This is a genomic window from Corynebacterium tardum, from assembly GCF_046717785.1.
Classification (GTDB): Bacteria; Actinomycetota; Actinomycetes; order Mycobacteriales; family Mycobacteriaceae; genus Corynebacterium.
Genome location: NZ_CP177104.1, coordinates 1,572,135 through 1,585,080 on the forward strand (window position 1 = coordinate 1,572,135; position 12,946 = coordinate 1,585,080).

General features: G+C 64.8%; 14 protein-coding genes. 3 read left to right on the forward strand and 11 right to left on the reverse strand.

Features of this window, described 5'->3' with window-relative positions; all coding sequences use genetic code 11:
- Positions 1–19 precede the first annotated feature (19 nt).
- Positions 20–709 carry a nitroreductase gene (locus ACLI1P_RS07535; protein ID WP_296133611.1) on the forward strand — a complete coding sequence of 230 codons (690 nt, stop codon included), beginning with the start codon at positions 20–22 and terminating at the stop codon, positions 707–709.
- A gap of 12 nt (positions 710–721) precedes the next feature.
- Here ACLI1P_RS07535 and ACLI1P_RS07540 read toward each other — a convergent pair whose 3' ends face one another.
- Both ACLI1P_RS07540 and ACLI1P_RS07545 read right to left on the reverse strand, forming a co-directional pair.
- Complete coding sequence (locus ACLI1P_RS07540; protein WP_296133613.1) at positions 722–1,477, reverse strand: YebC/PmpR family DNA-binding transcriptional regulator; 756 nt, start codon at positions 1,475–1,477, stop codon at positions 722–724.
- A gap of 124 nt (positions 1,478–1,601) precedes the next feature.
- A complete protein-coding gene (locus ACLI1P_RS07545) occupies positions 1,602–2,468 on the reverse strand; it encodes an acyl-CoA thioesterase (protein WP_306507391.1) in 867 nt (288 codons plus the stop codon).
- A 111-nt stretch (positions 2,469–2,579) separates the two neighbouring features.
- Here ACLI1P_RS07545 and ACLI1P_RS07550 point away from each other — a divergent pair, with 111 nt between their 5' ends.
- The gene (locus tag ACLI1P_RS07550) at positions 2,580–3,062 is read left to right on the forward strand and encodes a DUF3817 domain-containing protein (protein WP_411708480.1); all 483 of its coding nucleotides are present in this window, start codon (positions 2,580–2,582) and stop codon (positions 3,060–3,062) included.
- Positions 3,046–4,323, forward strand: a complete 1,278-nt coding sequence (locus ACLI1P_RS07555; protein ID WP_306507393.1) for a DUF2029 domain-containing protein — start codon at positions 3,046–3,048, stop codon at positions 4,321–4,323. The genes ACLI1P_RS07550 and ACLI1P_RS07555 overlap by 17 nt, the downstream gene beginning before the upstream one ends.
- On the opposite strand, the gene ACLI1P_RS07560 is transcribed toward ACLI1P_RS07555, so the two are convergent.
- The 9 genes from ACLI1P_RS07560 to ACLI1P_RS07600 all read right to left on the reverse strand — a co-directional run bounded on the left by ACLI1P_RS07560 (position 4,308) and on the right by ACLI1P_RS07600 (position 12,884).
- Positions 4,308–4,766 (reverse strand): hypothetical protein, encoded by a 459-nt coding sequence (locus ACLI1P_RS07560; RefSeq protein ID WP_306507394.1) that lies wholly within the window; start codon positions 4,764–4,766, stop codon positions 4,308–4,310. The genes ACLI1P_RS07555 and ACLI1P_RS07560 overlap by 16 nt on opposite strands.
- Positions 4,767–5,876, reverse strand: coding sequence for a glycosyltransferase family 4 protein (locus tag ACLI1P_RS07565; RefSeq protein ID WP_306507395.1), 1,110 nt, complete (start codon positions 5,874–5,876; stop codon positions 4,767–4,769).
- A gap of 11 nt (positions 5,877–5,887) precedes the next feature.
- A complete protein-coding gene (locus ACLI1P_RS07570; protein ID WP_296133628.1) occupies positions 5,888–6,799 on the reverse strand; it encodes a phosphatidylinositol mannoside acyltransferase in 912 nt (303 codons plus the stop codon).
- 50 nt (positions 6,800–6,849) lie between these two features.
- Positions 6,850–7,476 carry a phosphatidylinositol phosphate synthase gene (pgsA, locus tag ACLI1P_RS07575; RefSeq protein ID WP_296133622.1) on the reverse strand — a complete coding sequence of 209 codons (627 nt, stop codon included), beginning with the start codon at positions 7,474–7,476 and terminating at the stop codon, positions 6,850–6,852.
- A complete protein-coding gene (locus ACLI1P_RS07580) occupies positions 7,469–8,059 on the reverse strand; it encodes an HIT family protein (protein WP_296133623.1) in 591 nt (196 codons plus the stop codon). Before ACLI1P_RS07580 ends, pgsA begins: the two co-directional genes overlap by 8 nt.
- 42 nt (positions 8,060–8,101) lie before the next feature.
- Entirely contained in the window at positions 8,102–10,177 is a 2,076-nt protein-coding gene (thrS, locus tag ACLI1P_RS07585; RefSeq protein ID WP_411708481.1) for a threonine--tRNA ligase, read from the reverse strand.
- A 94-nt stretch (positions 10,178–10,271) separates the two neighbouring features.
- Positions 10,272–11,522 (reverse strand): Dyp-type peroxidase, encoded by a 1,251-nt coding sequence (locus ACLI1P_RS07590; RefSeq protein WP_306507398.1) that lies wholly within the window; start codon positions 11,520–11,522, stop codon positions 10,272–10,274.
- Between the two features lie 15 nt (positions 11,523–11,537).
- Positions 11,538–12,230 (reverse strand): copper chaperone PCu(A)C, encoded by a 693-nt coding sequence (locus ACLI1P_RS07595; protein WP_306507399.1) that lies wholly within the window; start codon positions 12,228–12,230, stop codon positions 11,538–11,540.
- A 63-nt stretch (positions 12,231–12,293) separates the two neighbouring features.
- Entirely contained in the window at positions 12,294–12,884 is a 591-nt protein-coding gene (locus tag ACLI1P_RS07600; RefSeq protein WP_306507400.1) for a copper resistance protein CopC, read from the reverse strand.
- Positions 12,885–12,946 lie beyond the last annotated feature (62 nt).

Here is a 12,946-nt window from a genome sequence, read left to right on the forward strand (position 1 = left end):
CATGCGTATAGTGGCGCGCATGACGCCATCAACTAACTATTCTGAATTTATCCGCTCGCGCCACTCGCCGCGCGCCTTCCTCCCGGAGCTACTGCCGGCCGAGGTCATTAAGCAGGTGCTTGTCGACGCCCAATCGGCCCCCTCCAACTCCAATACGCAGCCCTGGAACGTCCACCTCGTCGGCGGCGACACCCTCCGCCAGCTCAGCGCCGCGATGATCGAGGACTTCGACTCCCACGGCATCACTCCGGATTTCACCACGGACTACGGTCAGGGTGTGCACCCGCAGCGCTCGCAGCAGCTCGCGGCAAAAATGTACGGCCTTCTCGGCATCGCCCGCGAAGATACCGCAGCGCGCACCGAGTTCATTCGGGAGAACCTGCGCTTCTTCGGCGCGCCCCACGCCGCCTTGCTGTTCATCCCGCCACTGGGCGATCGCATCCGCGCGGCCTTTGACCAGGGCACGTACACGGAGAACTTCCTGCTCTCCTTGGAGGCCCACGGCTACCACGGCGTCCCCCAGGGCATGATTTCGCTCATGGCCCCCACCGTGCGGAAGTTCCTCGGCGTGGACGAGGAGCAGAAGCTGGTCACCGCCATCACCTTCGGTGTAGCGGATGAGACCAGCCCGGTGTTTAAGACCGCTCCTGGCCGCGCGCCGCTGTCGGAGACAGTGACTATCCACGGCCTCGACGGCCTTGAGCTCTAGTCCTCGTCGAGCCTAGTCCTCGTCGAGCTCAGCCAGGACCTCGTCGGAGAGGTCCATGTTGGTGTAGACGTTCTGGACGTCGTCGGAATCCTCCAGCGCGTCGATGAGGCGGAAGATCTTGCGGGCATCGGCTGCCTGCAGCGGGACATCCACGGAGGCGCGGAAGTCGGTATCGGTGTCGTCGACCTCGATATCGGCCTCACCGAGGGCCTCGCGCACGGCCGGGATATCGCCCGGGGCGCAGGTGATCTCGAACTTATCGCCGTTGTCGTTGACTTCCTCGGCACCGGCCTCGAGGACGGCGAGGAGGACGTCGTCCTCGCTCAGCTCGCCCTTCTCCACCATCACCAGGCCGGTGCGGGAGAACATGTAGGCCACCGAGCCGGACTCGCCCAGGTTGCCGCCGTTCTTGGACATCGCCGTGCGCACGTCGGTAGCCGCGCGGTTGCGGTTGTCCGTCAGGCACTCAATAAGCATGGCCACGCCGTTGGGGCCGTAGCCCTCGTACATGATGGTCTCCCAGTCGGCGCCGCCGGCCTCTTCACCGGAGCCGCGCTTGCGGGCACGCTCAATGTTGTCGTTCGGAACGGAGGCCTTCTTGGCCTTCTTAATCATGTCATCGAGGGTGGGATTCGCCGCCGGGTCGCCGCCGCCGGTGCGGGCCGCAACCTCGATGTTCTTAATCAGCTTGGCAAATTCCTTGCCGCGCTTGGCGTCGTTGGCAGCCTTCTTGTGCTTCGTCGTTGCCCATTTGGAGTGGCCTGACATGTCATCCCTTTCGAAGTGGCTGTGTGAAACTGGTGGCAATTATACGGCCACCACGCACTCCCCCTAACACGGGGTACCCCGAAAAACTTCCCATCCTCCGCGCCCTGACACCTCCCCCGGTGCGCTAGACGTTCTGCCAGTTCCCATTAGCGGTGGAGCCACCGACGTCCTCGCGCAAGGTTCGCGTCAGCCCCTCCTGCATCGCCACGGCGAGCAGCTCGCCGCGCTGATTATAGATTTTCCCCTGTGCTAGGCCGGTACCGGTCTGCGCGGAGGGCGAGCTCTGCGAATACAGCATCCATTCGTCCGCGCGCACGGGGCGCAGGAACCATAGGGAGTGATCGAGGCTGGCCAGCTGTACCTTGTCTCCCTGATGCGGCAGCAGCGCGGTGCGCAGCAGTGTCATATCGGACATGTAGGTCAGCGCCGCCTGGTGGAGGGCCTGGTCCGGCGCTTTAGCCACTAGGTCCCCTGTGTTGCGGAACCAGATGTTGCGAAACCCGGCGCCGGTTGCTTCGGCGGCGACGTCGTCGCGTCCTTCCTCCGGAACTAGGCGCACGTCCCAGTCCGACCATTCCTGGAGGATGATGCGCGTGGCCGCGGGTCTCTCGGTCAACGCTTCCGGCCCCGGGACCTCCGGCATGGGGTCCTGGTGGTGTGGTCCGGTATCTCCCACAGCGTGAAACCCGGCGATGAGGACGAAGAGCAGGCGCTCGCCTTGAAAGACGCGCGCGTGCCGGGTGGCGAAGGAACGCCCGTCGCGCACGCGCTCGACGCGGATGCTCACAGGTTTCGACGAATCACCGGGGCCCACGAAGTAGCAGTGCAGCGAATGCGCGAGCTTGTCCTCGACCGTGAGCTGTGCCGCACGCAGGGCCTGGGCCATAGTCTGCCCGCCGAAGGTGCGCTCGATGCGGGAGGGAACCACCGGGGCATGGAACTCGTCCGTGCCTACCTGCTCGATGTCGATCGCTTGAGCCACCGATGCCATTGCCGCTCCTCATTCCTCAATGCTCTGCATGTCTATGGCGCACGCCACACTCGTCCCGACTATCCTACTCACGCACGGGTCCAGCGCGGGGAGTTGCGTAGTATATGCCGCATGAGTTCCACTAGCCCCCACAGCGTGCACCGCGTGGCCGCCTACCTGGAGATGGTCACCTGGGCCCTGCTGATCCTGTCCATGATCTTGAAGTACTCCGGTACGACCGAGGCCCTGACCCCTACCGCGGGCGGCATCCACGGCTTCGGTTTCCTCTGCTTCCTGCTCATGACCGCGCTGGTGTGGATCAACAACCGCTGGCCGGTGGGCGTGGGCATCCTGGGGCTGGTGGTCACCGTCATTCCGTTCGCCGCCCTGCCGTTCGCCGCATGGGTGTCACAGCGCGGGCTGGTCAGCGGACCGTGGCGCTTCACCGACGACGCGGAGCCCCACGGCCTCTTCGACACCGTCCTGGCACAGTCGGTGCGCCACCCAGTGCGCACGGCCATCATCGCTCTCATCGTGGTCTCTATTGTCTTTAGCGTTCTGCTCATGCTGGGCCCGCCGGTCGATGTCGAATCCACCATTGAAGAAACTCGCTAGTCTCCCCGCTGTCTGGACCGGCTGGCTCGTCGCCCGAGTGCTGCTGGTGGTCATGTTGCTGTGCAAGACCACCCCGCTGGGTGACCTCTACTACTACTTCAACGGGGTCTATGGCACTAACCCCACCGACATGACCGAGTACCCGCAGCCGGGCACGTGGCCCAGCGTCCTCGTGGCGTGGCTGACGGGCCCACATGAGCAGCGCTACTTCGTGGGCTTTACGGTCATGACCTTGCTTGCCGACGCCACCTTCCTCGCCCTCCTCCTGCGCCAGCACCGCGGGCGCACCGAGGTCTTTTTTGCTGCGTGGTTCTGGATCTTCTTCGGCACGGCGGCAGGCCATGTCTTTGCCTGGCGCCTCGACCTGTATCCGGCGCTGCTCGTTGCGGGCGCGGGCGCGCTACTCGCCACCCGCCCGCGCGTCGCCGCGGCACTGCTGGGCTGGGCCACGACGGTGAAGCTCTGGCCGGGCGTGCTCGCCGCCGGGCTGGTGGGGCGGTACTCGGCGCGCGGCACGTGGCAGCGCCTCGGCGCCTACTTCGCCGCAGTCCTTGCCCTCTGCGCGGGCGTAGCAGCGTTTTCTGGGGTGGACCGCCTGCTGTCTCCCCTCAGCTACCAGGGCGAGCGCGGACTGCAGATCGAATCGGTGGCGGCGACCGTTTTCATGGTGGGCGCCTACTACGATCCGCAGCGCTGGGACGCGCACTATGCGCCATCGAAAAGCTTTGAAATCTCCGGCCCCGGTGTAAGTATCGCGCTCACCATCAGCACCATCGCGATGGCTGCAGCTTTGGTGTGGGCCCTGGGTGTTGCGCTCTCGCGCTTCCTGCGCGGCGGCTGGAACCCGCGGTCCACGGCCGTCTTCTTCGTCGCCGCCATCCTGCTCCTCATTGCCACCAACAAGGTGTTTTCGACCCAGTACATCGTGTGGATCGGGCCCATCCTCGCAGTAGCGCTGCGCACCGAGGTCCCCCGCGGCACGCGCGCGCAGCGCCGGGTAGCCGCGCAGACGACCAGGTACCGTCGTGCCTTAGCTGTCCTCACCGTGCTGGCTGCTGCCTTAGGCACCTATATCTACCCGTGGGGCTATGACTACTTGTGGCTCAATGTGGGCGCCAACCCGATTCCGGTCTATGCCCTTGCTGTGCGCAACGTCCTTATCCTCGCCATGGTGCTCATAGCACTCCTGTGGCACCGGGCCGAATACCGCATCCAGGCTGAGCAGGCTCGGCCTGCTCCGGCTGACTACAAGTCGATCTGACTAAGCTCGAAGAACTCCGGAAGCTTCGCCGTGCCGCCCAGGCGCAATAGTTTCACAGCCGGGCGCAGGCGCAACGCGCGGGTATCGCTCACCGCTTCGTTGTAGAAGCGGTGGGCTAGGTGGATGCGCCCTTCGGCGTCGGCAAGCAAGGCCGGCCGCGACCCGAAGCACTGCGCAATCGCCGCCGACAGCTCCCGCTCGCGCTTGGTGCGCTCGTCGAAGTGCCCCTGCACCAGTTCCGTGGACTCAGCCCGGGCAGCCACGTGCTCCAGCTCGGGCTCCAAGGCGCTCACCACGGCAGCGCGGCGATCCAGGGTGGCCTCCAGCTGTGCCAGCGCCGCATCCGTGCGGATGTGCAGAGAATTCAGGCGCTGCGCGGTAAACAGCGCCCACATCCCCACCACCAACAGGATGGCGAACAGGATAACGAGCTCAACGGCCATCTACGCCACCCGCACCTTCGTGCCATCCGCCACAGTCTCATACACCTGCATGACAGCTGCGGCCACGTGGTCCCAGTCGTATTCCCGGGCGCGCTTCGTGCCCGCCTGGGTCAACGCTGCGCGCTGACCCGGGTCCTGGACTAAGTCTGTAAGCACGCGCGCCAAGTCCGTGGCGTCGCCCGTGCGGAACAGCCGGCCCGCCGGTGTTTCCGAATCGACGTTGCACACCGCGGCGAAGGCCTCCAGGTCAGAGGCCACCACCGCACAGCCGGCCGCCATGGCCTCCACCAGGACGATACCGAAGCTCTCGCCGCCCGTGTTGGGTGCAACGTAGATGTCTGCCCGGCCCAGGATGGCGGCCTTGTCGGCATCACTGACGCGCCCCACAAAGTCCACGCCGGGCACGCTGCGCGGGTGCCCGCCACCCATGACGGTCACCCGCACCTTCTCTGGGACGAGGGTGAGCGCCTCTAAGAGGATGTCCAGGCCCTTGCGCGGCTCATCCAAGCGTCCCAAGAACACAATCTCCACCGGCCTGTCCTCCGCTGCAGCGTCACTAGCGCTATGCACCGCGCGCTCGCGGGCGTAAACGGAGGTATCGACGCCGTTGGGGATGAGCACCGGGTCTCCGCCCAGCTGCTCCACCTGCCAGCGCCGCGCCATCTCGGAGACCGCAATACCACCCCGGATCTTCTCCAGGTAGGGGCGCAGGAAAGGCTTGGCAAGGGTAAGCACCAGGGAGCTTGACGCCGAGGCGTGGTAGGTGGCCACGATGGGCCCCTGCGCCAAGGCCAGGGCGGCCATGGAGAAACTCGGCGAGTTCGGCTCGTGGATATGCAGCACGTCGAAATCGCCCTCGCGGATGAAGCGCTTGATGATGCGCCCCACGTGGGGGCCAATGGCCAGGCGCGCCACGGAGCCGTTGTAGGTAATCGGGATGGCCCACCCGCCCTTGCGCACGAAACTGGGGACCTCGGTGGCGCGCGCCGCTGGGCCGAGCACTTCCACGGTGTGGCCCTGCTCGATGAAGACAGTGGCGAGGTCCACGATGTGGGCCTGCACGCCGCCGGGCTCGTCGAAGGAATAGGGGCAGATGATTCCGATGCGCATGACAGGCAGACCTACCGTTCTTCCCGCTGGGAACTCTGCGCGCGGGCTTGGCGGCGTGCCGCGACGTCGACATTCCACTGCGGCTGCAGCATGTGCCAATCTTCCGGGTGCTGGCGGATATTCTCCGCAAAACCATCGGCCATGCGCTGGCAGGTCTCCTGCAGGGTGGTGACTTCCACCTCGGGGCTCACACTCAGCCCCCAGCCGTCGCCGTCGAAGAAGGAGTGCACCACGTGCAGCGCAGCGCCGGTCTCGATAGCCAACTGGGCGGGGCCGGCGGCGACATTCGCCTCCTCCCCCATGAGGTCCACGGTCACGCCCGTGCGCGTGAGGTCGCGCTCAGCCAGCAAGCACACCACGCCGCCGCGCTGCAGGGTGTCCTTCAGGCGCGGGAACGGGGAGCTGCCACCGGTAAGCGGCAGGACGGTAAAGCCGAGGCTTTCGCGGTAGTCCACGAAGGCGTCGAAAAGCGCCTCCGGCTTCAACCGCTCCGCCACGGTGGTAAACCCGCCGTAGTGGCCCACACAGAACACGCCCGCCATGTCCCAGTTGCCGGAGTGCGGCAGTGCGAAAATCACCCCGCGCCCAGAAGCCATGGACGCATCGGAGTGCTCCTTGCCGCGCAGCCCCGCAAGCAGGCGCTGCTGCAGCTGCGGATCCGCATGGATAGCGGGAAGGCGGAAGGCCTCCAGCCAGTAGCGCAGATACGAGCGCATCGAATCCCGCACCAGCTGCCGGGTAACGTTCTCCGGACCCACCACGCGGGAGAGGTTTTTGCGCAGCTGCTCCATGCCCCGCCCGTGGTCACTGGCGTAGTCGGCGGCGCGCTCGAAGAGCCACGCGGCCGCCGGCTGTGGAAGGAAGCGCACTACCTTCCAGCAGGCAATGTAGCCGGCGGCGATGAGGCGCTCGCGGTCGAACAGGGCCACGGTGGTTCTCCTTGAACTTCAGGGGCTAAAGAACTGAAAGGTAACTAGAGGTCCTTCTTGAACCGAGCCTTGGTGTCTTGGCGCGCCGCCTGGCGCATGCGCTGATAAATAGTAAACAGCGAGCCCACAGCCAGCAGCCACAGCGCCACCTCTAAGGCATAGGGCACGCCGAGGCCCTCCAGGCCCACGCCGCCTAGCCCCACGATGAGGCGCTCGGGGCGCTCGACCAATCCGCCGACCATCTTAAATCCGGAGGCCTCACCGCGCGCCTTGACGTAGGAGATGACCTGGGAGCTAACCAGCACCACCATGCAGGCAGCGAAATTTAAGGCGCTGGCGTTATCGACGTAGACCATCCAATAGGCAATAGCGGCGAAGAGTGCGCCGTCGGTGATGCGATCACACGAAGCATCTAGAGTGGCGCCAAACTGCGAGCCGCCCGTGGTTAGGCGCGCCATCGTGCCGTCGAGCATGTCGAAGGCTGCAAACAGCCCTGACAGAATAGCTGCGGCGAACAGGTGGTTGAGCGGGATCAGGATGACCGAAATAGCGATGGTCACGATCGTTCCCACGATGGTCACCACGTTTGGGGTCAGGCCCATCTTGAGGAAGAGCTTGGCCACCGGAACCACTACCACGGCGGCGGGCTTGCGCCCATGGACACTAAGCATGCGCTTCTCCTCCGATGATTCCCTCGGCTGCGAGCTCCGCCCACCCCTGTGCGAGCAGCGAGCGGGTGTCCTTGAGGAGCTGCGGCAGCACCTTGACGCCGTCCACAATAGTCATGAAATTAGCGTCTCCGCTCCACCGCGGCACGATATGCATGTGGAGGTGCTGACCCACAGAACCTCCGGAGGCGCGTCCCAGGTTAAAGCCAGCATTCACCGCGTCTGGGCCCGAAACCTTCTTGAGGACACGGATCGCGGCCTGGGCGAACTGGAAGAGCTCACGGGACTCATCCTCGGTGAGGTTTTCCAGCTCGGATTCCTCACGATAGGGGATCACCATCATGTGCCCGGCGTTGTACGGGTACAGGTTGAGCACGCAGTAGACCAGCTCGCCGCGAGCGACGATCAGGCCTTCCTCATCCGTCATCTGCGGAATCTCCACGAACGGGTTATGCGCCTTCTTCGGCACATCGCCCGCTCCGCCCTCGCGCTTGATATAACTCATGCGGTACGGCGCCCAGAGGCGCTCCAAGCGGTCGGGGGTTCCCAGGCCGGTATCGACGTACTCTCCCACTGGTTCTCCCACTAGTAGTCGCGTTCCTTTACTCTTCGTCCTTGGCGCAAGCCCTTACGCGGATTCCGCCACGCGGGCCTCGATGGTCTCCTTGGTCGGCTGCGCATTGTTGCGCTCACGCACCCAGGCCTCGATGACGTTGATGGCGGTCTCCACCGGCACGCCGTTGACCTGCGTGCCGTCAAGGAAGCGGAAGGACACAGCATCTGCTTCCACGTCGCGCTCGCCGGCCAGCAACATGAACGGGACCTTGCCGGTGGTGTGGTTGCGGATCTTCTTCTGCATGCGGTCATCGGACGTATCGACGTCCGCGCGCAGGCCGCGGGAACGCAGCTCAGCGCACACCTTCTCCAGGTGCGGGGCGAACGTATCCGCCACCGGAATGCCCACTACCTGGTGCGGTGCCAGCCAAGCCGGGAAGGCGCCGGCGTAATGCTCCAGCAGCACGCCGAAGAAGCGCTCGATGGAGCCGAACAGGGCGCGGTGAATCATGATCGGGCGCTGCTTGGTGCCATCCGACGCCGTGTACTCCAGCTCGAAGCGCTCCGGCAGGTTGAAGTCCAACTGCACGGTGGACATCTGCCAAGTGCGGCCGATGGCATCGCGTGCCTGGACGGAAATCTTCGGGCCGTAAAAGGCAGCGCCCGCCGGATCCGGTACCAGTTCCAGACCGGACTTCTCCGCCACGGACTTGAGGATGGCGGTGGAGCGCTCCCAAATCTCGTCGGAGCCGACGTACTTGTTCGGATCCTTGGTGGACAGCTCCAGGTAGAAGTCATCCAGGCCGTAGTCCTTGAGCAAAGAGATGATGAACTCCAGCACCTTGGTCAGCTCTTCCTCGAGCTGCTCCGGGGTGCAGTAAATGTGGGAGTCATCCTGGGTAAAGCCGCGGGCGCGGGTCAGGCCGTGGATGACGCCGGACTTTTCGTAGCGGTACACGGTGCCGAACTCGAAGAGTCGCAGCGGCAGCTCGCGGTAGGAGCGACCACGGGACGCGAAGATGAGGTTGTGCATCGGGCAGTTCATCGGCTTGGCGTAGTAGTCCTGCGGCTGCTTGGTGCAGTTGCCGTCCTCATCCCACTCGCCGTCCAGCTGCATCGGCGGGAACATGCCGTCCGCGTAGAAATCCAGGTGGCCGGACTTCTTGAACAGGTCGCCCTTGGTCAGGTGCGGGGTGGAGACGAAGGAGTAGCCATCCGCGATGTGGCGGCGGCGGGAGTGCTCCTCCATCTCCATGCGCACCGTGGCGCCGTTCGGGTGGAAGACCGGGAAGCCGGAGCCAATCTCATCCGGGAAGGAAAACAGATCCAGCTCGGCGCCGAGGCGACGGTGGTCGCGCTTTTCGGCTTCCTCCACCATGGTCTGGTACGCAGCGAGCGCGTCCTTGGACTCAAAGGCCGTGCCGTAGATACGCTGCAGTCCAGCCTTGGTCTGGTCGCCGCGCCAGTAGGCGGCAGACGAACGCGTCAGCGTGAAGGCCGGGATGTACTTGGTGGTCGGCACGTGCGGGCCGCGGCAGAGGTCAAACCACTCCACCTCGCCGGTGCGCGGGTTGATGTTGTCATAGTGCGTCAGATCGCCGGAGCCAACCTCAGCAGCCTCGTCGGAATCCGGGTCCACGTTGCCCTTGTCTTGGACCAGCTCGAGCTTAAACGGCTCGTCGGCAAGCGCCTGCTCTGCCTCCTCCGGGGAGGCGTAGACGTGGCGCTCGAAGCGCTGGCCGCCCTTGATGATCTTCTTCATGCGCTTCTCAATGGCCTTAAGGTCCTCCGGCGTGAAGGGCTCAGCGGTCTGGAAGTCGAAGTAGAAGCCGTTCTCGATGGCCGGGCCGATGCCCAGCTTGGTGCCGGGGAACTCGGCCTGCACGGCCTGGGCCATGACGTGACCGCAGGAGTGGCGGATGACGGCGCGGCCGTCCTCCTCGCAGGCGGCCACCGGAGTGAACTCGGCGTCCGTGTCCGGGGTGTGGGAAAGGTCGTAGAGGGTGCCGTCGGCGCCGCGGACGACGACGACTGCTTCGGGGCCCTTGTTCGGCAGCTCATGCTCGCGCATCGCTGCTCCCACGGCAGTACCGGCCGGGACCGTGATCGGCTCGTAGTTGACCGGGACTGCTGGAATCATTTCCGCCATGACTTGGTGCGCTCCTTTTGCGCTCACGCGCCGCTCGACATACCTGGCCGAGCAGCACTCAACGAGAAAGTTACAGCGGCATAGTCTACCCCGCTTAACTGCGCAGTAGCGATTCGCCCCAGAAGGTCTGCCCGTCAGTTCCGGCGGGCACGTAATACATGGCGGAGCCGATGTGGCTGATCCAGGTATTGAGACGATCCGATTCGTCCAGTCGGGCCTGGATGGGCTCAAACTGCTTCGTGGGGTCCTTTTGGTAGCAGATAAAGATCTGTCCGGCGTTGCTGAGCTCTCCGCGCGCGGTGGTCTCCGCAGTCGGCGGCAGGTTGAAGTTGAAGGGCCGGCGCAGGATTTTCTGCTCTGGGTGGTCTGCCGGCGGGTGCGCGCGGGCCACGTGGGAATCGGCATCAATGGCCTTGAGGCCAAACTCGTCGCGCGCATCCAGGTCAACCGGGTCGAACTCATCCTTGGCTCCCAGCGGCGCGCCCGTGTCGAGGGTCCGGCCGGTGGCGGTTTCCCGGGCGGTGCGGTCCAGCTCCTCCCACGTGTCCAGGTTCATGTGGATGCGGCGGACCACCATGGCGCTACCGCCGGCAAACTTTCCGCCGTCAATCCATACCTGCTCCGCAAAGTCGTCGTCGCTGCGCGGGTTGACGGTGCCGTCCTTTTGGCCAAAAAGGTTGCGCGCAGTAGTGCCCTTCGGCGCGGAACCGTAGGCGTGGCTAAAGCCCTGTTGCACCCACGCCACCTCGGCGTAATCTGCGCCGGCGCGCGTCATGTGCCGCAGCACGTGGGCGGCGGTCAGCGGCTCGTCGCTGCAGATCTGCAGGACCAGGTCCGTCTGTCCCCATTCTTCGTGCAGATCATCGTGCTCGAAGGCGCGCACGTCCCCAAGCCACTCAGGCTTATCGGCACCCACTGCCTGGAAGAAGCCTTCTCCCCATCCGCAGGTCACGGTGAGGTTCGCCGGGGTCACGGCGAGCTCGGGCTCAAGGCTGCCCAGTGGTGCCTCGCCGGTGCACAGGCGCCGCGCATCCTCCGTCCACAGCCGCATGAGCGCTCGCGCGCCGCGCGCGGTGGTGCCCTTCTTGAGATTAAACCCAACCAGCTCTACGTGCGCTTGGACCGGGGTCTGGATGCCGGCTTGGTGCTCGCCGTCAAAGGCCACGATGTCACTGCCCATCGTCTCCTCTGCCCCAGTAGGACCAGTGGAGCCAGTGCTGTCAGAATCCTCGGCGGCGATGGATTTTTCAGCCTTCGCGCACCCAGCCAGCGCGGCACCACCGGCCACCATCACTCCCCCGGCGAGCACTCCCCGCCGGCTCACAGGATTGGCGAACTCGCTCATTGCAACGCGTCCTCTCTAGTTATCAGAATGATCGGAATGCTCGGAATGGTCGGCGTGATCAGCATGATCCATATCGGCCATGTCCCCCATATCCTTCATGTCCCCCATATCGCCATAGCTCTCCGAGCCAGCGCCCATGGAGCGCACCGGAATGTCGCCGAGGCGCGCGGTGGTACCGCCGTCGAGCAGCAGGGTCACGTCAGTCGATTCGCCCGCCAGGATGGGATCGGAAACCCCCATGAGCATGAAGTGGTATCCTCCCGGGGCCAGCTCCACCTCGCCGCCGGCGGGGATGTCGAAGCCGTCCTGCTTTTCCTGCATGACGCCGTCCACCACCTCGTGGATCTGGTAGCTCTTTGCCTCAATAGAGGAGGTGAAGCCGATGACGTGCACGTCCTTGTCGCTGGTGTTGCGCAGCGTACCGAATACGGAGGTCATGTCGGAGTCCTCCTCCATGGCGCGCACCACGCCGTCCTCGAAGACGATGGGTCCTGCGGCGGACGGTGACTCTTCCCCGGACTCAGACGCCGACGCGCTTGACGACGCCCCCGCGTCCTTCTCCGCAGCAGACGAGGCGGCCGCCGCCGTGCTCGTAGCGCCCGGGTTACCGGCGGAGTCTTCCTCACTGTTCGAGCAGCCCGCCAATGCCAGGCTGGCGGCCGTAATGGTGGAGACCGTGGAGAGGAGTACAAAACGGGTGTTCAGCATGAAATATGCCTTTCTCTTGGTGGTGAATCTCTAGGTGGTGAAACTGAGGGAGCGAGAGCAGTTCTATTCTTCGCCGTTAGCGCGGCGAGTCTTGGCACCGAATGCAACAACCACTGCCGCAATCACGAGCACGGCGCCAATCCCGATGATCCACTTCGCCGCGGTGGGCAGCGAGTCGAGGACGCCATCGGAGCTGGAAGCATCCGAATCGGCGGCGGTATCGTCGGCGCCTCCGGCTCCTTCAGAATCGGAAGCGCCGTCCGTGTCCTCGCCGCCTGCCACGCTGAACTCCACGGAACCGACGGTGGAATGACCATCGGAGGAGGTGATGCGGAATCCCACCTGATAGTCGCCGGCGCCCGGCTGCACGTCCTGGGGCACCTCTACGGTGAGGTCGCGGCCGTCGATAGTCGGCGTGCCGTCGAACAGCACCTTACCGCTGTCCTGGTCGCTCACGGCGAAGGTGTTAAAGGTCTCCTTCGGGATGCCGGAGAACTCCAGGGTGATCTCCCGCGGGAACTCCTCCAGCGGAGCGTCACTGACCACATTTCCGCCCACCACGGAGTCGTGCGCCAGAGCCAGTGGCGCAGACATGGCAATCATGAGACCGGTAGCTCCGGCGGCGAATGCGGTGGTGACCTGGCGCAGCTGCATAGTGAGGGCGACTCCTTGAAACTCAATCGCGTCTTATAACCCCACCATCGTATCGCTGGGGT